General features: G+C 67.0%; 16 protein-coding genes, 1 tRNA gene and 1 pseudogene. 11 read left to right on the top strand and 7 right to left on the bottom strand.

Going from position 1 to position 18,709, the window contains the following annotated elements:
- The first annotated feature begins 57 nt into the window (after positions 1–57).
- Both JOE48_RS13385 and JOE48_RS13380 read left to right on the top strand, forming a co-directional pair.
- Positions 58–147, top strand: a tRNA-Ser gene (locus JOE48_RS13385).
- A gap of 189 nt (positions 148–336) precedes the next feature.
- Positions 337–1,506 carry an alpha/beta fold hydrolase gene (locus JOE48_RS13380; RefSeq protein WP_210035743.1) on the top strand — a complete coding sequence of 390 codons (1,170 nt, stop codon included), beginning with the start codon at positions 337–339 and terminating at the stop codon, positions 1,504–1,506.
- Positions 1,507–1,511: 5 nt separating this feature from the next.
- Here JOE48_RS13380 and JOE48_RS13375 read toward each other — a convergent pair.
- Positions 1,512–1,742: pseudogene (locus JOE48_RS13375) on the bottom strand (transposase); the annotation flags it as partial.
- Positions 1,743–2,132: 390 nt separating this feature from the next.
- On the opposite strand from JOE48_RS13375, the gene JOE48_RS30310 reads away from it, so the two are divergent.
- Complete coding sequence (locus JOE48_RS30310; protein WP_245252818.1) at positions 2,133–3,662, top strand: Dyp-type peroxidase; 1,530 nt, start codon at positions 2,133–2,135, stop codon at positions 3,660–3,662.
- Between the two features lie 253 nt (positions 3,663–3,915).
- Here the strand turns inward: JOE48_RS30310 and JOE48_RS30305 are convergent, their stop codons facing one another.
- Complete coding sequence (locus JOE48_RS30305) at positions 3,916–4,131, bottom strand: DnaB-like helicase C-terminal domain-containing protein (RefSeq protein ID WP_245253293.1); 216 nt, start codon at positions 4,129–4,131, stop codon at positions 3,916–3,918.
- A gap of 274 nt (positions 4,132–4,405) precedes the next feature.
- On the opposite strand from JOE48_RS30305, the gene JOE48_RS13365 reads away from it, so the two are divergent.
- Together JOE48_RS13365 and JOE48_RS13360 are read left to right on the top strand one after the other, a co-directional pair.
- Positions 4,406–4,768: a hypothetical protein gene (locus JOE48_RS13365; RefSeq protein WP_210030405.1), complete on the top strand. Its 363-nt coding sequence runs from the start codon at positions 4,406–4,408 to the stop codon at positions 4,766–4,768.
- Between the two features lie 100 nt (positions 4,769–4,868).
- Complete coding sequence (locus JOE48_RS13360) at positions 4,869–5,840, top strand: alpha/beta fold hydrolase (RefSeq protein WP_210030403.1); 972 nt, start codon at positions 4,869–4,871, stop codon at positions 5,838–5,840.
- A gap of 14 nt (positions 5,841–5,854) precedes the next feature.
- Here JOE48_RS13360 and JOE48_RS13355 read toward each other — a convergent pair whose 3' ends face one another.
- The 3 genes from JOE48_RS13355 to JOE48_RS13345 form a co-directional block, all read right to left on the bottom strand.
- Positions 5,855–6,862 carry a dienelactone hydrolase family protein gene (locus JOE48_RS13355; protein WP_210030402.1) on the bottom strand — a complete coding sequence of 336 codons (1,008 nt, stop codon included), beginning with the start codon at positions 6,860–6,862 and terminating at the stop codon, positions 5,855–5,857.
- A gap of 94 nt (positions 6,863–6,956) precedes the next feature.
- Entirely contained in the window at positions 6,957–7,214 is a 258-nt protein-coding gene (locus tag JOE48_RS13350) for a hypothetical protein (protein ID WP_210030401.1), read from the bottom strand.
- A 169-nt stretch (positions 7,215–7,383) separates the two neighbouring features.
- On the bottom strand, positions 7,384–8,745 hold the full coding sequence (locus JOE48_RS13345; RefSeq protein ID WP_210030400.1) for a TAXI family TRAP transporter solute-binding subunit: 1,362 nt from the start codon (positions 8,743–8,745) through the stop codon (positions 7,384–7,386).
- A gap of 69 nt (positions 8,746–8,814) precedes the next feature.
- On the opposite strand from JOE48_RS13345, the gene JOE48_RS13340 reads away from it, so the two are divergent.
- Complete coding sequence (locus tag JOE48_RS13340; RefSeq protein ID WP_312893193.1) at positions 8,815–9,312, top strand: potassium channel family protein; 498 nt, start codon at positions 8,815–8,817, stop codon at positions 9,310–9,312.
- 188 nt (positions 9,313–9,500) lie between these two features.
- Entirely contained in the window at positions 9,501–11,138 is a 1,638-nt protein-coding gene (locus JOE48_RS13335) for a SulP family inorganic anion transporter (RefSeq protein ID WP_312893192.1), read from the top strand.
- Positions 11,139–11,218: 80 nt separating this feature from the next.
- On the opposite strand, the gene JOE48_RS13330 is transcribed toward JOE48_RS13335, so the two are convergent.
- Positions 11,219–11,632 (bottom strand): hypothetical protein, encoded by a 414-nt coding sequence (locus tag JOE48_RS13330; RefSeq protein ID WP_210030398.1) that lies wholly within the window; start codon positions 11,630–11,632, stop codon positions 11,219–11,221.
- A 91-nt stretch (positions 11,633–11,723) separates the two neighbouring features.
- A complete protein-coding gene (locus tag JOE48_RS13325) occupies positions 11,724–12,164 on the bottom strand; it encodes a hypothetical protein (RefSeq protein WP_210030397.1) in 441 nt (146 codons plus the stop codon).
- 461 nt (positions 12,165–12,625) lie between these two features.
- On the opposite strand from JOE48_RS13325, the gene JOE48_RS13320 reads away from it, so the two are divergent.
- The 4 genes from JOE48_RS13320 to ppk2 all read left to right on the top strand — a co-directional run bounded on the left by JOE48_RS13320 (position 12,626) and on the right by ppk2 (position 18,458).
- Complete coding sequence (locus JOE48_RS13320; RefSeq protein ID WP_210030394.1) at positions 12,626–13,192, top strand: hypothetical protein; 567 nt, start codon at positions 12,626–12,628, stop codon at positions 13,190–13,192.
- A 96-nt stretch (positions 13,193–13,288) separates the two neighbouring features.
- Entirely contained in the window at positions 13,289–14,407 is a 1,119-nt protein-coding gene (locus JOE48_RS13315; protein ID WP_210030392.1) for an efflux RND transporter periplasmic adaptor subunit, read from the top strand.
- 4 nt (positions 14,408–14,411) lie between these two features.
- Positions 14,412–17,603, top strand: a complete 3,192-nt coding sequence (locus tag JOE48_RS13310) for an efflux RND transporter permease subunit (RefSeq protein ID WP_210030390.1) — start codon at positions 14,412–14,414, stop codon at positions 17,601–17,603.
- Positions 17,604–17,618: 15 nt separating this feature from the next.
- Positions 17,619–18,458, top strand: a complete 840-nt coding sequence (ppk2, locus tag JOE48_RS13305; RefSeq protein ID WP_210030388.1) for a polyphosphate kinase 2 — start codon at positions 17,619–17,621, stop codon at positions 18,456–18,458.
- Positions 18,459–18,709 lie beyond the last annotated feature (251 nt).

Genomic DNA, 18,709 nt, shown 5'->3' with positions numbered 1-18,709 from the left:
GCTTGTGAAGCCCGATCCCGCATGCTAGGCACCGCCCGTCTCATCGAGGCACCTTGCGGAGAGGTGGCAGAGCGGTTGAATGCACCGCACTCGAAATGCGGCATGCCTGCAAGGGCATCGGGGGTTCGAATCCCCCCCTCTCCGCCACTTAAATGGCATAAGCCATTGTTTTAATTTGAAAACTCAGCCTTACAAAGGCAGCAGCCCCACTTTATCACCCATATTTTGTAGCGGCTTGTACCGGCTTATGTCGGACGTTGACGGACAACGACCTCGCGCGCGCAACGGGTGACCGCCCAGCTCCACAGGGGGAGACGGCGTGCAATAGGGTTGGAAATGAACGCACCGAACCTGCCGCCCCTGGACGACGCCGTTCTCCCCACGGGCATTCGTTCGCGCTTCGTCGACGGCGTGAACGGCCTGCGAATGCATCTGCTGGAGGCCGGGCACGAGGATCCGGGCCGACCCTGCCTCCTGCTGCTGCACGGCTTCCCGGAGTTGGCCTATTCCTGGCGAAAGGTGATGCCCGCCCTCGCGAAGGCCGGCTACCACGTCGTCGCCCCGGATCTGCGCGGCTATGGGCGCACTGCGGCGGGGCCAGTCGCCTACGAAGCCGACCTTGCGCCCTTCCGCATGCACAACTTGCTTCTCGACCTGCTCTGCCTGATCGCGGCGCTGGACCGTGAGCGGGTCGCGACGGTGATCGGACACGATTTCGGCTCGTGGGTGGCCGGCTTTTGTGCCCTGGCCCGACCCGACGTGTTCGGATCGGTCGTCCTGATGAGCGCGCCGTTTGCGGGGACACCCACCCTCGACGCCATAGCAGAGAGTCTGCGCCCGCCTGCGCAAGATCCGATCCACGCCGCGCTGTCAGGTCTGCCGCGCCCACGCGAGCACTACCACCGCTACTTCGCCTCCCCGGCTGCAGCGCCCGATATGGACGGCAACCCGACACGGGTTGCCGCGTTCCTGCGCGCCTATTTCCATCACAAGAGCGCCGACTGGCCAGGCAACGCGCCGCATCCGCTCGCCGGCTGGACACCCGAGGCGCTCGCCGAGATGCCGACCTACTACATCATGGACCTCGGCCGAAGCATGCCCGCAACGGTGGTGCCCGAAGCGCCGGAGGGCGGTGCCGGCTGCGCGTGGCTCACCGACCGGGAACTCGCCGTCTACGCGACCGAGTACGCGCGCAGCGGCTTCCAGGGACCATTACAGGGCTATCGCTGCCGCATGGATGGAAGTCTCGCTCGCGACCTTGGACGCTTTGCGGGAGGCCGACTTGCCGTGCCGGCGCTCTTCATCGCTGGACACAGCGACTGGGGTCCGTTTCAGGCACCCGGCGCGCTGGAGCGGATGGGCGCGCGGACTTGCGCCCATTTTTACGGCTGTCATTTCGTGGATGGTGCCGGGCATTGGGTGCAGCAGGAGCAGCCGCATGCTGTCGCCGACCTGATCCTCGATTTCCTACGCCGCTCGATAGATGACGCGGGCCACCGGATTTAGAGCGTCTAACACAACCAGCGTTCGATGAAACGCCAGACGATGAGGGCTGCGGCCAGGGTCGAGAAGGCGAGATGGATATCGGCCCGTCGCTCATGGCGGATGGCGAGGCGGCGGAACTGGGCGAACCAGGCCAGGACCCGCTCGACGACCCACCTGTATCGCCCCAGACGTTGGCTGCTTTCGATGCCGCGGCGGGCGATGCGATGCTGGATGCGACGGCGGGTGAGCGCCTGACGATTGAAGATAAGTCGTGAAGCGATCGCATGCGCGCGGATGAAAGTTCTGATCGCAACCGTACTTCGGCATTTTACCTAAAATCAGATGTTCAATTCCTGATTTTAAATGCTGTATTCCATAAAAGACCCCAAATCGTTCGCTGTGGATCTTCGATTGTGGCGAGCTTGCATGCAACGAAATTCGCCCAATCCGCCGAATTCGCTTAATTATATCGTCGTTAGAGCAGATTTTGTAAATCAATGCAATCGAAAAACTGGACTCGCCCGCTATCGAATTCTAGCGTACCGGTGTCTCGATTCGCCGTTATGAATAATGGATGCCGATTTCGGCAGCGGATCGCGGGGCGCATACTGATGACCATCTGCACCATAAGCTAGGGAGCGATTTCGATGACTGATCTGAATAATCTGTTAGACAAACCGATTAGCTGGCACCAGGCGGCTTCGAACCCGGATGTTAAACTTTTTCTTGAGGATCTTCAGGCAAACATCCTGAAAGGTCACGGCAGGCATCACGCAGCGCATCTGTTCATTGGCTTCCACGGTCTGTCACCCGATAAAGTGGCACATGTCGTTCGAACGATCGGACGTCACTGCACAAGCGCCGCCAATCAACTCCGAAACAATCGCCGCTACCCGCCGCATCTGGACGGCGGCACAGTGCGATGCTTCTTCCTGAGTGCGAGCGGGTACCGCGCGCTCGGAGAACATGCGGAAATGCCTGACGGACAGGCTTTCCGGGACGGCATGGAAAATCGCCGATCGGAATTGTCCGATCCGCCGCGTTCCGATTGGGGCGCGCCCGCCTGGGCTACGCATCGCCCCGATGCCATGCTCCTCCTGGCAGACGCATCGGACCACATCCTCAACATCCAGGTTGGCATCATCAAGCAGTGGCTGAAGCTCGCGGGCTGCCACCTCCTCATGGTGGAGACCGGGCTGCAGCAGACCCGCAAGTTCCGGAAAGACGGCGACCCCGAGGGCGTGGAACACTTTGGATACGTGGACGGGCGCAGCCAGCCCCTGTTTCTCCAGGAGGATCTAGACAGAGAGCTTGAGAGCGTCGCCCACGAACCCAAAAACACGTTCGACACCAGCGGTGTGATCTGGGAGCCCGCGTTCAAGCCATCGCAGTTCATATTGGAGGACAAGAACGGGCGTTTACCTCTATCCGCCGGAAGCTACTTCGTGTTCCGCAAGCTCGAGCAGAACATACGCGGGTTCAATGCCGCCGAAGACGAACTTGGAAGGGCGATCTTCGGCAAGGGCGCGACCCCCGACCAGCTGGATCGCGCAGGCGCCATGGTCGTCGGACGGTTCGAGGATGGAACGCCGCTGACCGCCTCGAAGGCTGGCACGGCGTCGGCCGTCCCGAACGGATTCACCTATGCAGCCGATGCCGATGGCGATCGCTGTCCGTTTCACGCCCATATCCGCAAGACCAACCCGCGCGGCGACGTGCAAAGACAGGTCCCTCTACCGGACCAGACTGGAGACCGGGCGCCCATCATGGCGCGGCGGGGGATCACGTACGGGCCGAAGCGGCCGATGAGCCCAGACGGCAGCGAGTTCGACGACAAGGATCGCGAGCCTGTTCACGGCTCCGGACTGCTGTTCATGGCTTACATGGCCAGTCTCGAAGACCAGTTTGAATTCACTCAGAAATCCTGGGCCAACAACGCGCAATTTGCCGGCAATATCGGCGAGGCGATGCACCCTCCGACGGGTATCGATCCGGTGATCGGTCAGGCCGCTGGAAACCCGACCACGACGCGCGAGCACACGTATCGCGATGGACACACGCCGGGGTCCCAACCAATCCTGCACACATTCGAGCAGTTCGTGCACATGAAGGGCGGCGAGTACTTCTTCGCCCCGTCCCTCTCATTCCTCCGTAGCGTGGGAGCGGCGGTGGCCTGATCCACACCCGAGGAGTGTCGGCGGATCCGTGGCGCCCGATGCGCGACGGATCCTTCGTCAAGCCGTCGGGAGCAGACGGCCCGAAGGATCTGGATGCCTCGGAATACCGGCTCATAGAGACCTCGTGACGTCTGGGCGATGGCGGAGGCGGCCACGTCGCACCACAGGTCGAGGGTGGGGCAGGGGCCGGAGCGCTTCCTGGCGAGGATGAGTTCGAGGGCGTTCTGCCCGCTCGATCAGGCGCGTGCCGATCTCAGGGTCGCCGGCCGGAGGCCTTCAGCTTGCGCTCCAGGTGGTAGGCCTCGCGGTCCAGCATCAGCACCGCGTCGGCGTCCTGATCGATCTCGCCGGAAGCGCGCAGGTCCGCGAGGTTCGGGCGGCGGTCGGTTCTGGCCTTGGCGTCGACGGCGCGGTTGAGCTGCGTCAGCAGCACCACGCAGATGTCCTCGGCCTTGGCGAGATGCTTCAGACCGCCGGTGATCGCGCCGATCTCCAGTACCCGGTTGCCGTCGTAGGTTTCGGCCGCTGTTCATCCGATCGCTGGATGACCATCGATCGATCGCAGCGATCTTTCTCCGTGCGCGTCGGATCATTCGCCCGACCCGGATGTTGTCATATTGCACCGCAGCAATTTGCACGCCCGTTCGCCCAAGGCGAACGGGCGTGCCGCCCCTCAAGCCGCGTCGTTCGCGGCTTCAGCCTGGCGCCGCGGATCGCTGCCTCGCAGCACAAAGGACATCTCCATGCGCCTCGAATTCTCCCTGGCGATTTCGGCCCTTCTGCTCGGCCTCGTGCAGCTGCCCGCCCAGGCCAGTTCCTGCGCCGAGCAGATCGGCACGATCGAACGTCGCCTCGACAGCGCCGGTGCAGTTCATGTCGCCGGACTTCAGGACGGCCATGCGATCCGCAGCAGCCACTCGCCGAAGGCTCTCGCCGCTGCACCAGCCGGCGATCCCAGCGATGCCGCGATGATCCCCACGTCGGCGCACGTGGCTGATGCCCGGCGCTTGCTCGACCGAGCGGTCGCAGAGGATCGCCAGGGCCATCAGCGTGCGTGCGAAGACACGATGACCCAGGCCAAAGGCATGATCGGCGCACTGCCGTAGTGCCGTCTATCGAGCCCGCCCCCGCGAACATCCCATGGCATGACTTCGGACCGATCCAGCTGATCGAGGAGCATGTCCCGCACTCCACCAGGATCACCGCATGACACGCTCTTCCTCCACGGGTCGCTGGCTTGCGCCGACGCTCATCGGGTCCGCGGCCGCGCTTGCCGCATCAGCGCTCTACGCCGCCTCGAAGACGCGTGAGGCCGAGCGCCAGACCCCGCCGATCGGCCAGTTCCTGAACGTCGACGGGGTGAGGCTGCACTATGTCGAGCGGGGGCGTGGCGAGCCGTTGGTCCTGATCCACGGCAACGGCATGATGATCCATGACTTCTTGGTCAGCGGCATCGTCGACGCGCTCGCCGAGCGCTACCGGGTCATCATCATCGACCGGCCCGGCTACGGCTACAGCGATCGCCCGCGGGCGCTGTGGACACCGCGCGCCCACGCCACGCTGTTCCAAAAGGCGCTTCAGCAACTCGGCGTGACGCAAGCGATCGTACTCGGGCATTCCTGGGGTGCGCTGGTCGCGGTCGCGCTCGCGCTCCAAGCCCCCCAGCTGGTCCGCAGCCTCGTCCTGGCGTCCGGCTATTACTACCCGACGCTGCGCGCCGACGTGATGCTCTCGTCTCCGGCGGCGATCCCGGGCATCGGCGACCTGATGCGCCATACGGTATCGCCCGTGGTCGGCCGGATCCTCCAGCCCGCCATGATCAAGGCCATGTTCGCACCGGCGGACGTCACGGAGCGCTTCGACCGCGAATTCCCGAAGGCCATGATGCTACGACCGTTGCAACTGCGCGCTTCGGCGGAGGACGCCGCCCTCATGACGCCTGTGACTGTCGAGCTTGAGAAGCACTATCGCGACCTGCGGCTCCCGGTTGTGATCATCGTGGGTGGCGACGACCAGATCGCCGACGTCGACCGACAGTCGAAGCGGCTGCACAGCGAACTGTCGAACAGCGAGCTCGTCGTCGTCCCCGGCATGGGCCACATGATCCAGCATCTCGCGCCGCGGGAGGTCGTCGCGGCGATCGATCGGGCCGCGGAGCGGGTTCGCGAAGCCGCCTGACACCCGGCGGGGTCTCAGCGCCGTCCGAATGCGGCCCCGAGCGCATCCGTGACGCCCTTCAGGGTCGCGACGCGGGCAGCCTCGTCCGACCCGATATGCGGATCATGCTGCACGCACGGAGCGGCATAGGTGAACGGCGTGTCCTTCGGCCCCTCGACGATCACCCCGTCCGCTGCCTCGTGGAGCGAACAGGCGCGGACCGTCTGCGCGCCCTTGGCCACCGTCGGCTGAGGCGGGCCCGCCGGGTTGTCGAAGACGTGCTGGGCCCCCGGGAACACGGTCAGGCTGACGTCGGCCCCCGCGGCCTTGAGCCGCTCGGTGTAGGCGGTGCAGGTCGCGGCCGGGTTGTAGTCATCGCCACTGCCGCCGAACATCCGGATCGGCCGGCCGACCGTCGCGGTGTCGTCTTGGAAGCGGATCGAGCAGTCGGGGTACACCGGCAGGAAGACGGACGGCGTGAGGCCTGACCTGTTCCAGGCCGCGTCGAACCGCTTGAGGCTGGCATAGAGTGCCGCCTGTCCGCCGCGCGAGAAGCCCATGACGGCGACCTGTGCCGGATCCACGCGCGGGTGTTTCCCGAGCACCCCCAGGGCCCGGTAGATGTCGAGGATCAGGTTCGTGCGTGACAGCAGGCTCTGGTCGGTATTGACCGAGGTCAGGCCGCGCCCGGTGAAGCCGTCGAGCGCGAAGGTCGAGATGCCGCGCGCAGCGAGCGCCCGTTGCCAGAACTCGATGTTACCACTCAGGCCGCCGGACCCATGCATCAGGATCACGGTCGGCAGACGCTCCGTCCCCGCTTTGGCGATGCGCAGGACACCTGTGACCATCACGGGCTTGGCCCCCTCCGACGTGCCCGTCAGGAACTGCCGGTCGGTCAGCGTCAGGCTCTCAAAGGGATGGATCTCGACACGGGCGGCATAGCTGCCGAGGTCGGCGACGCCATCTCCCGCCGGCTGTGCCAGCGCGCCGTTGAGGCCACAGGCCATCAGACCGGCCGCGAGAAACAGGATCGAGAACCGCATCGTATGAACCTCCCAGGTCGCGGCACCATAGCCGCAGCCTCGGATCCCTGTCGTGCAGTCGGCGGCACCGCTCGTGTCGCGATCGGCCTTCTTGTCAGGGGCTCCCGAAGGAGGAACCCGGCACCTCGAAACCTGTCGGCTCCGCCGCTGAGCTTGGCGAGCGCGGCAGGACGATCCCCCAGAGTTCCCCGACATGGATGCGGCAGAGCCGGTGATCGTACTGGACCGGATCGGTCGGGTGGCAGACGCCGTTCAACGCCGGTACCGTCCTGGCGATGTGGTCGGCGCGCTTCGCCCGCGTCTTCATCGGTCCGAAGCCGACGCGTGTCGGAATCCCGGTCCAGACGCGCACTTCGCCCTGAGATCCTGGGCGAGCGCCAGCCGGTCACGCGCGCGCATGTCCGACAGATCCAAAAGACCTTTGTCGACCCCCACGTCCTGCGTCGCGCGCCTGCGAAGCCTCGCTGACCCCAGCGAGACCGATCGTTCCTGTCACCCGGGAGGTCTCCGTCGAACTTCCGTCAGCAGGCCGGCTGATCGGGGCGCGTCGCGGCGCGACGGACCGTCGAGCGCGCGGCCTCGATCGCCACCGTGGCGGCGCCGAGCAGCCGCGGCTCCGTCGGTCTGTTCAGGGCGTGACGGGCGATGCTCGCCGCAAGGTCGTCGACCTCAGCCGCGATGGCGTCCAGACGGTTCCGGTCGGTCTCCCGCCGGGCGGTCGAGCGGAGTGCGAGCAGGCGCGTCGTCGCGACCTCGATCCGCTGCCGACGGATGCGCCCGAGGCGCTGCCGCAGCCAAGCGATGGTCGAGCAGACGCCGCCGCCCAGGATGGCCACGAGATAGATCCAGCTCTCGTAGCGCTCGATGAAGGTCTCCTGCTCACGCTCGTAATAGTCGATGGCACCCGGATGAATGGGCAGGCGGGCGGTGGTGGCATCCGCCGTGTCCTCATAGGCCGGATAGGTGAGCGCCTCGGCGGCCGGTACGGTCTCGGCCAAAGCCGCGCGCATCTCGAACAGATGCTGCGTGACCTCGGCGGCGACGCTGCGCGACAGGCTGGCGCGCGCCATCAACCGGTAGGAGGAGCCGACCGTCGCGACATCCTCGGCCGGCAGGCGTGGGTTGCCGCTGAACAGCCCGGCCGGCACCGTGACCGACTGGAGGCGCGGCCATCGTGCCAGGACCGCGGCGGTGTCCGGCACGCCGACAAGCACGACCGTACCGTCCCCACTCGCCGCGCGGACGAAGCCGACCAGCCGCCGCGCCGCCGGAAGGGTGGCCGTCGTCACAAGCGCCATCGCGTCGATGCGCCCGTCGCCGAACGCGGCCGTCACGTCCGCTTCCTCGAGCGGCACGAGGAGAACGGCCTGCGGCGGAACGGTGCCGTTCGGGGCGTCGGTGAGCGGTTCAAGCCCGTCGCGGGTGATCAGGTCCCGCAGAAGCATCCTGTCCGCATCCCGGCTGGCCAGCATGCCCAGACGTTTACCCGCCAGATCCGGGATGCTCCCGATGCCGGATTCCGCCGGCGCCGCCGCGAAGGCCGCGAGTTCCCGCAGGATCGCGAGGGTCAAGCCGTTCCCGGGCATCGCGACGTCCGGTCGGACCACCGCCAGATCCGCCTTGCCGGTTCTGAGCGCCTCCGCGCTCTCGCGGACCCCGGGGAAGTCCAGGATCCTGAGTTGGACGCCGGTTTTCCTGCGGGCGAGTTCGCCCGCGTAGGCCCGCAGCAAGTCCGGCTCGGTCCCGCCGTTCGGGGCGACCGCAAGAGTCAGGGTCGTGGCGCGGGTGAAATGGATCCCCGCCGCCGCGGTGACGACGAGCACGAGCACCAATCCGAGGGTGAGCCATGCCTCACGACCGACAGGAAACGCCGATTTGCGCATGCCTCCTCCCGGCCCTCAGCCGCTTGACGTGTCCGTTGCGCTCTGCCGGGCAAGCGGCTCCGGACCGCGATGGCGCGCCATCATGATCGACTGTTGTCCTGGCGCGTGCTCAAGTATCATCGATTCCGGGGGAACGACATGCTGGCGCAACTCGCGGTCGGCGCGCTCGGGAGCGTGTGCAGCATCACGATCCACGCCTTCATGATGACCATCATCCTGAAGGTGGTTCGTGTGCACGGCGCCATACGCGGCTACAGCAGCGTGACCCTGTGGCGCATCATGTCGTCAGCCGTGTGCGTCATAATGGCGGCGCATACGGTTGAAGTTGCGATTTGGGCCGCGATCTACAAAGTGATCCGCATAGCACCGGCAGGATCCGACTTCCTGTACTTCGCGTTCGTCAATTATACAACGCTAGGCTACGGAGACATCGTTCCGGCCGAACGCTGGCGACTCCTCGGCCCGGTTGCCGCAATGAACGGGATCCTGCTGTTCGGCTGGTCGACGGCTGTGATCTTCGAGATCCTGCGACGAACCCTGGCCCTGATGGAGAGAGACGCGTTCTGAGGCCAGGGCCAGCTTCCGGGCGCCGTCCGGCGTCGATCTTTCAAAGCCGACGCGAAAAACAGATTAGACGTCGCCGCGTCTTCACCCCGCAACACTCTCCCGAACGGTGCTACAGTCGGTTGTGTGCCCTGAAGACGGGGGTTCCGATGAGAAATCCCGGCACGGCGCTGCGAACTGACGGGAACCGTGTGTCACCGGATCTCGGCCACGACGTCGTGGCGGGGCTCACGGCCGCGACCGTCGTCCTGCCGAAGGCAATGGCCTATGCCACGGTGGCCGGACTACCGGTGTCGGTGGGGCTCTACACCGCATTCGCGCCGCCGCTCGTCTACGGATTGCTTGGCTCGTCGCGCGTCCTCAGCGTGAGCTCGACGACGACGCTGGCTATCCTGACCGGGGCCGAACTCGGCAATGTGGTTCCGGACGGCAATCCGGCGAGACTTGCGGTCGCCGCGGCGACATTGACGGCCCTTGTGGGCGCGCTGCTTCTGGCGGCGCGGCTCCTGAAGCTGGGCTTCATCGCAAGCTTCATCTCCGTGCCGGTGCTCACGGGTTTCAAGACCGGCATCGGTCTCGTGATCCTGCTGGACCAGGCCCCCAAGCTCCTCGGGCTGCATATCGCGAAGCAGTCGTTCTTCGCCGATCTGGCGAGCGTCGTCCGCCACCTCCCCGAGATCTCTCTGCCAACCTTGGCCGTCGGTGGCACGACGCTGGCCATCCTCATCGGCATGGAACGGTTGAAGCCGCACTCGCCGGCGCCCCTGGTCGTGGCCGCCGCCGCGATCGCCGCCTCGTGGGTGCTGGACCTCGGCGCGCGGGGCGTCTCCACAGTCGGGCCGATCCCGCAGGGCCTGCCGTCCCTGACCGTGCCCGATCCCGGACTCGTCCTCGCGCTCCTGCCGGGCGCGGTCGGGATCGCCCTGATGAGCTTCACGGAGAGCATCGCAGCGGCACGGGCCTTCGTCGGCCCCGGCGATCCGCCCGTCGATGCCAACCGCGAACTGGTCGCGACCGGATTGGCAAACCTGGGCGGAGCCCTGCTCGGCGCCATGCCGGCGGGTGGCGGGACTTCGCAGACGAGCGTCGTTCGCGCCGCCGGCGGCCGGACGCAGGCGACCTCGCTCGCGACCGCCGTCGCCGCGCTCGCCACGATGCTGTTCCTCGCCGGGATCCTCGGCCTCCTGCCGCAGGCGACCCTCGCGGCGATCGTCGTCGTGTACTCGGCCAGCCTGATCCAGCCGGCGGAGTTCCGCGCCATCTATACGGTCCGTTCCATGGAGTTTCGCTGGGCCGTCGCGGCGGCAATCGGCGTCCTCGCCTTCGGGACGCTCCAGGGGATCGTCGTGGCCGTCGTCCTGTCGTTCCTGGGCCTCGCCCTCCAGACGGCTCAGCCCCGTATCTCGATCATCGTCCGTAAGCCCGGGGCCGACGTTCTGCGTCCACAGTCACGCGACCATCCCGAGGATGAGACCTTCGACGGCCTTCTGATCCTCCGTCCGGAGGGCCGTCTGTATTTCGCGAACGCCCAGACCGTCGGGGACCGGATGCGGGCGCTGATGGAGGAGCACAAGCCGCACGTCGTCGCTCTCGACCTCAGCCGCGTGCCCGACATCGAGTATTCAGCGCTTCAGATGCTGCAGGAGGGCGTACGGTCCGCTGCCGTGAGCGTCTGGCTCGTAGGCTGCAACCCGGACGTGCTCCGGATGTTGCGGCGCGCGGGCCTGGACCGGGAACTCGGCCCGGACCGCCTGTTGTTCAACGCCCGTATGGCCATTGCCCGCTACGGGGCGCTCCGGACGCCCACGGCACCGTCTACGCAACCCTGAGCGGCAGCCCGGCCGGCGCCGGCCGTCCGCGCCTGCGTGACCGCTCTTGGATGACGGCCCTCGGGTGACGCCTCCGGAGGCTAGTAGTCGTACCCGACGCGCACACGGTGGCGGACATAAGGGCCGGCGACACTGGGCGCCACGACCATCACGGCCCGCGGCGCCGGGTCGAACGGCATCGTCGCGGCGCTGAACGCAATGAACCCGGCCGCCGCCCGAACGTCGTCGGGCTGGCGGGGATCCCGGGAGATCAGGTCTGCCTCCCGCGACAAGCGGAGATTGCAGGGCCGGGACGGCAATCCGCCCGTGGGCGTGCACGCATCATGGCGCGCGCAGGCGCGATCCAGCGCGTCGACGGGGGGAAGCGGCGCGCGGTTGCCAAGGCCGCAGTAATTGCCGTGCACAAGGAGCGGCGGCGTGCTCGAAAAGTCCTGCGCCTGTGCGGACGACAATCCGGCGGCGGCGAGACATAGGGCAGCGATCCTGGTTCGCATGACGGACGCCTCATCGGATCACGTGACGGGATGATGCGGAACGCCGGAGGTCGGCGTTCTAGGCGCGGTATCGCCGGACGTGCGGCTGATTTCAGTTCGGGCGGCAGACGCCGGCGTAGGCGTCCCAGTATTGGTACGGGCCACAGCCACCGGACGTCGCTCCGTAGTAGCCCGCCGCTGCCGCGGCGGCACCGACGCCGGCGGCCGCCAGCCCATAGCCATACGGCCGATAGCGATAGCCGTAGGCCCCGTATCCGGGGCGTGCGTAGCGGCCATAGCCACCGCGATAGGCATAGGCACCGCCGTAGCGGCCGACACCGCCGCGGTAGGCATAACCACCGCGGTATCCGCCGCGATAGCCTCCTATCCCGCCGCCATGAAAACCGCCGGCTCGGAAGCCGCCTGCGTGAAAGCCACCACCGCGAAAGCCGCCGCCCCGGAAGCCGCCACCCCCAAAGCCGCGTGCCTCCGCAGCGGCGCTGGTGAGGATCAGGGCGGTGACGGCAGAGACAGCAATGATGAAGCGCTTCATGAGATCGGCTCCTCCTTGTTGATGGAACGGCCGGCCCAGCCTTGTCGCGGGCCAAAGCGGAGAGATGAACATTCCACCATTCGAGTAGATTGGCTCGACTTCTAATCTAGGCCGGATCGGTACGCTTGATCGAAAGGGACACCCGCCATGGTTCCGGGCCGAGGCCGCCCGGCCGAATCGGAAGCAGGACTGACGGCCGATTCCTGTCCGAGACGCGTGCCGGTAGATTCGATCGGCCTGGATTGCTTCAGATTAAATTTTATAGACGAGGCAGAAGTGCATTCCTGGGCCGATTGTTTTGGCCTATGATCGGAATGACCGTTGCGTATTGTCGCTCGACAAGGCCGAGCTGCTGCCCTGCTGCGCGTGCGTAGGGGACGGGCGGCTGCCGATGATCATGCGTCGCCGCTCACGGCGTTCGAGATCGGACGACCCATCACGGTCGGGCAGGAGAGGAGCGGATGGGCACGCCCGCTGATCCGGCGATCGTCCGCAAGACTGGGGCGACGGATCGCTGGCGACGCATCGGACGGCGCGTGTCCCAAGAGGCGAGACGCATCGCCACGATCTTCATCTATCTGTGGGTCGTATTCGGCGTGCTGGTGCTGCACGAATCGGTGGTGCTGTCGCGGCACGGCCTGAGCACCCAGTTCTACGGCCTCGCCTTCGTCAACGCCTGGATGCTCGCCAAGGTGATGCTGGTGGCGGAGGGGCTCGACGCCCGTCCGCACTTCGAGGGTCGGCCGTTGATCCTGCCCGTCGCGCTGCGGTCCGCCGGCTTTGCCCTGCTGCTGGTCTGTGCCTACGCGGCGGAAGAATCGGCGATCAATCTGTGGAAGGGCCATAGCCTCGCCGACGCCCTGCCGGTGATCGGCGGCGGCGGCGTGCGCGGCCTCGCGGTCATGACGGTGATCATGGCCATCGCGCTCGTCCCCTACTTCACGTGGCGCGAACTCGGCCGCGTGCTCGGCCGCGACAAGCTGAGGGCGCTGATGCTCTCGGGTTCCGAGGTGCCACCGGGGGCCTGATCGCTCCGGGCGGGACGGCCGCCTGTCCCGTTCGATCAAGCCGGGCAGACGTAATCTGCAAGGATACGAGGGGGATTCTCCGGGCGAGGGACGGTCATGTTCCGCTGGTCGCGTTGTCTCTTCATCCTCGCTCTGCTGACCGCAGGATCGCATTCCGCCGCCGCGGAGACGGCGCCCGCGGCGGCGCTGCCCGTCGGCACCGTCGCCGCGCAGAAGAAAGCCATCGATACGGCGCTCGACTTCGTCGGCCGGGTGGAGGCCGTGAGCCGCGTCGAGGTGCGGGCGCGGGTCACGGGGTACCTCGACGCTGTCCTGTTCAAGGAGGGCGAGCTGGTCGCGGACGGAGCGCCGCTCTACCGGATCGAGCCCGACCTCTTCGAGGCCGCCGTCCGTCAAGCGGAGGGGGCGCTGGAGCGGACCCGCGCAGCCGAGACGCTCGCGGCGATCCAGCTTCAGCGCGCGCAGGATCTCCTCGACCGCAATTCCGGCACCGTGGTCGCGCGTGACCAGGCGCGCGCCGCCCTCGAACAATCCCGAGGCGCCGTGATGGGCGACGAGGCGAGCCTGAAGACGGCGCAGATCAACCTCGGCTACACGAAGATCCTCTCCCCGATCGCCGGCCGGATCGGACGCACCAGCGTCACGAAGGGCAACGTGGTCGGACCGGATAGCGGGGTGCTCACCTCCATCGTGAGCCAAAATCCCATGTACGTCGCCTTCCCGGTCAGCCAGCGCGAATTCCTCCGGGTGCAGCAGAGCGGTGTCCAGCCGGACCGGAGCAAGATCGCCGTCCGGATCCAGTTCTCCGATGGCTCGACGTACGACCAGACCGGCCGGGTCAACTTCGTGAACATCAGCGTCGACCGCACCACCGACACGGTGCTGGTGCGCGCCAGCATGCCGAACCCGGCCGGCACCCTGCGGGACGGCCAGCTCGTCAAGGTCGCGCTGCAGACCGGGGCGCCGGTGGAGAAGGTGATGGTGCCCCAGGCTGCCCTCATCGCCGACCAGGGCGGCGTCTACGTCTTCGTCGTCGAGGACGGGCGGGCCGTGATCCGGCGGGTCAAGCTGGGCTCCAGCGGCACCGGACCGGATGCCATCGTCGACGAGGGCCTGTCGGGCGGCGAACTGGTCATCGTCGATGGCCTGCAGCGGGTGCGGCCCGGGATCGCCGTCCGGGCGAACCCGATCGCCCAGTCGGCAAGCGGGATCTGAGGCCATGCTGTCCGCGATCTTCGTCGACCGACCGCGCCTGGCGATCGTCATCGCGATCGTCACGTCGATCGCCGGTGCCCTGGCGCTGTTCACCATCCCGGTCGCGCAATACCCCGACATCGTGCCGCCGCAGGTCTCGGTGACGACGACCTACCCCGGCGCCGCCGCCGCGGTGGTGGAATCCACGGTCGCCCAGCCCATCGAGTCGCAGGTCGTGGGCGTCGACAAGATGATCTACATGAAGAGCGTCAGCGGCAACGACGGCAGCTACACGCTCACCGGGTCGTTCGAGCTCGGGACCGATCCGGACATCAACGCCGTCAACGTCAACAACCGGGTCCAGATCGCCCTGGCCAAGCTGCCCGAGGACGTTCGCAAGCAGGGGATCACGGTCAAGAAGAAGTCGTCCGCCCTGCTCGGCGTGCTCGCGGTCTACTCGCCCAAGGGCGTCCAGGACCCGCTCTTCATCTCGAACTACGTCACCATCAACCTGCTCGACCGCATCAAGAGCACGCCCGGCGTCGGCGACGCGACCTTGTGGGGGCCGCAGGATTACGCGATGCGGGCCTGGGTCCGGACCGACCAGCTGACCGGGCTCAACCTCACCACGAGCGACGTGATCGACGCGATCAAGGCGCAGAACGTCCAGGCGCCCGTGGGGCGGATCGGTGCCCGGCCGATCTCCAACGCGCAGCAGCTTCAGCTCAGCATCCAGACCCAGGGACGGCTCACCTCGCCCGAGCAGTTCCAGAACATCGTCCTGCGCACGAACCCGGACGGCTCCCTGCTCCGCCTCGGCGACGTCGCCCGGATCGAACTGGGTGCGGCGAGCCTCGACCGTGAGACCCGGCTCAACGGCAGCCCGGCGACCGTCGTGGCGATCTACCAATCGCCGGGCGCCAACGCGATCGCGACGCTCAAGGAGGTCAAGGCCCGCGTCGCGACGCTCGCCGCCTCCTTCCCGGAGGGGCTGGAGTGGAAGGTCACCTACGACCCGACGGCCTTCATCACCGAGACCGTCCACGAGGTGCAGAAGACCCTGATCGAGGCGTTCGTGCTCGTGGTGGTGGTGGTGTTCCTGTTTCTCGGCAGCCTTCGCGCGACGCTCATCCCGACGCTGGCCGTGCCCGTCAGCCTGATCGGCACCTTCATCGCCCTGAAGGCGGTGGGGTATTCGGCGAACTCCGTCTCGCTGCTCGCCATGGTGCTCGCCATCGGCATCGTGGTCGACGACGCCATCGTGGTCGTCGAGAACGTCGAGCGGGTCATGGAGGAGCATCCCGACCTCTCCCCGCGCGAGGCCACCAAACGGGCCATGGCCGAGATCACGGCCCCGATCATCGCGATCACCCTGGTCCTGCTGTCGGTCTTCGTGCCGGTGGCCTTCGTGCCGGGGATCTCGGGGGAGCTGTTCCGCCAGTTCGCCGTGGCGGTCGCGGTCTCGATGTTTCTCTCGGCCATCAACGCGCTGACACTCTCGCCCGCGCTCTGCGGGGTGCTGCTGCGCCCGCACCACGGCCCGCGCCGCGGGATCATGGGCTTCGTCATGCGCGCGATCGACGGGGTGCGCGACGGCTATGGCGTGGCGGTCGCCCGCATCGTCCGCCTGTCGATCATCGGCGTCGTGCTGTCGCTCGCGGCGGCCTGGGGCACGGTCGAACTCGCCAAGATCACGCCCACGGGCTTCCTGCCGGAGGACGACCAGGGCGCGTTCTTCGTGGTCGTGCAACTGCCCGAGGGGGCGTCCGTCGACCGGACCTCGGAGGTCGCAGCCAAAGCCGAGGCGATCCTGCGCGAGGAGCACGCGGTCGCGGACACGACCACGGTGGTCGGCCTCAACTTCATCGACAATTACTCGCAGGGCAACGCCGCCTTCCAGGTGGTGACGCTCAAGCCCTTCGAGGAGCGGAAAGGCGCGGACGACGGCGCGGCGGCGTTGATCGCGCGGCTCGGCCAGCGCTTCCGCGAGATCCCCGGCGGCACGGTCGTGCCGATCGCGCCGCCGCCGATCATCGGTCTCGGCACGGGCGGCGGCTTCGCCTATGTCCTGGAGGACCTGCGCGGCGGCGATCCGAAGGAGCTCGCACAGGTCTTGCGCGGGCTCCTCGTCGCGGCGAACCAGGAGCCGAAGCTCAATCGCGTCTTCAGCACGTTCTCGGCGACGAACCCCTCGGTCTACCTCGACATCGACCGCAACAAGGTCCAGATCCTCGGGGTGTCGCTCGACGCCGTGTTCCAGGCGCTGCAGGCCTCGCTCGGCGGCTACTACATCAACGACATCAACCTGTTCGGCCGCGCATGGCAGGTCCAGGTCCAGGCCGAGGCGACGGACCGCCAGAAGGTCGACGACATCTACCGCATCAACGTGCGCAACAAGGACGGCGGGATGGTGCCCTTGCGCAGCCTCGCGGAGGCCCGCATCGTCGTCGGGCCGCCCGCGCTGATCCGGTACAACAACCTCCGCGCCGTGACGGTGCAGGGCGGCCCCGCGCCGGGCGTCTCCTCGGGCCAGGCGCTCGCCGCCATGGAGGCCGTCGCCGCGCGCACGCTGCCCGCGGGCTTCGGCGGGGAATGGACCGACACCGCCTTCCAGGAGAAGCGGGCGGAGGGCAAGACCGCGATCATCCTCGCCTTCGCGGTTCTGTTCGCCTTCCTGTTCCTGGTCGGCCTGTACGAGAGCTGGACCATCCCGGTGCCCGTGCTGCTCTCCGTGACCGTCGGCATCGTCGGCGCCTACGCGGCGATGGTCTGGGGCAATCTGACCCTCGATCTCTACGCACAGATCGGCATGGTCGTGCTGATCGGCCTGGCCGCCAAGAACGGCATCCTCATCGTCGAGTTCGCCAAGGAGCAGCGGGACAAGGGCGTCCCGCTGCGCGAGGCCGCGACCGAAGGCGCGCGGCTCCGCTTCCGCCCGGTGATGATGACCTCCTTCGCCTTCATCCTCGGGCTCCTCCCGCTCGTGATCGCCACGGGCGCCTCGCAACTCGCCCGGCGCGATGTCGGAACGCCCGTGTTCGGCGGCATGATCGCCGCATCGTTCCTCGGCATCTTCGTGATCCCGCCGCTCTACGTCGTGTTCCAGGGCCTGCGCGAGCGGGCGTGGCGGCTTCTGGGCCGCGGGAAGGACACGGATCATCCGGCAGCGCCGCCCAAGGTGCCCGCCGGCACGCCGGAGCATCTGCCGGCCGAGTAGCGGAAGGTGGGCCAGATGGACGAGACCGATCAGGTGCTGCTCGCCGAGAGGTCCGCCGGCGCCGAGCCGATCCTCGAGCACAGCCGGCTCAAGCGCAAAGCCTATGAGCGCGCGCTGCGAAAGCTCCAGGTGCAGCTCTGTCACCTCCAGGCCTGGGTGAAGGCCACCGGCGCGCGGATCATCGTGGTGTTCGAGGGCCGCGACGCGGCCGGCAAGGGCGGCACCATCAAGGCGATCACCGAGCGGGTCAGCCCGCGCGTGTTCCGAGTCGTCGCTCTGCCGGCGCCGTCCGACCGCGAGAAGAGCCAGCTCTTCCTGCAGCGCTACATCGCGCACTTCCCGGCTGCGGGCGAGATCGTGATCTTCGACCGCAGCTGGTACAATCGCGCGGGCGTCGAGACCGTCATGGGCTTCACGAGCGAGGCCGAGCAGCGTCGCTTCCTGACCCTCTGTCCGCAGATCGAGCAGTTCATCACTGGGAGCGGGATTCAGCTCATCAAGTTTTGGCTGGAGGTCGGCCGCCAGGAACAGAAGCTCCGCTTCGAGGCCCGCATCAGCGATCCGCTGCGGCAGTGGAAGCTGAGCCCGATGGACCTGGAATCTTATCGGCGCTGGTATGATTATTCCCGCGCTCGCGACGCGATGCTCGCGGCAACCGATTCCGACGATCTCCCGTGGTATGTGGTGCGCTCCGACGACAAGCGCAGGGCGCGGCTGAATTGCATCGCGCACCTGCTGCATCTGATCCCCTACAGGAAGCTCAAGCCCGAGCCGGTGACCCTGCCCAAGCGCTGCAAGAAGCACGCATACGACGACACGCTGCGCGACCGGCGCTTCGTGCCGGAGCTGTACTGAGCGCAGGCCGCTGGCGCCGTCCTCCGCGTTTCACCTCTCGCGGTCTTGGGTGAATGCGGTGTCGTCCGGGTGCGCAATCCGAGCCGGATGGGCCGAGGGCACGGCCTCGACGACGCGTGAACTCTTCCTGTTCAGCGGCTCCTGATGCATCCCGCCAATCCTCATAGGGGTAAGGATAGTATCGTCGCGAGAAATCTCTCGCTCCGCATCGATGAAGATCGGGCCGGCGCTCGCCAAGATCGGTGCTGTTC

The organism is Methylobacterium sp. PvR107 (genome assembly GCF_017833295.1).
Taxonomy (GTDB): Bacteria; Pseudomonadota; Alphaproteobacteria; order Rhizobiales; family Beijerinckiaceae; genus Methylobacterium.
The sequence above is the reverse complement of the archived record's forward strand: the minus strand, read 5'-3'. Positions and strand labels throughout refer to the sequence as shown.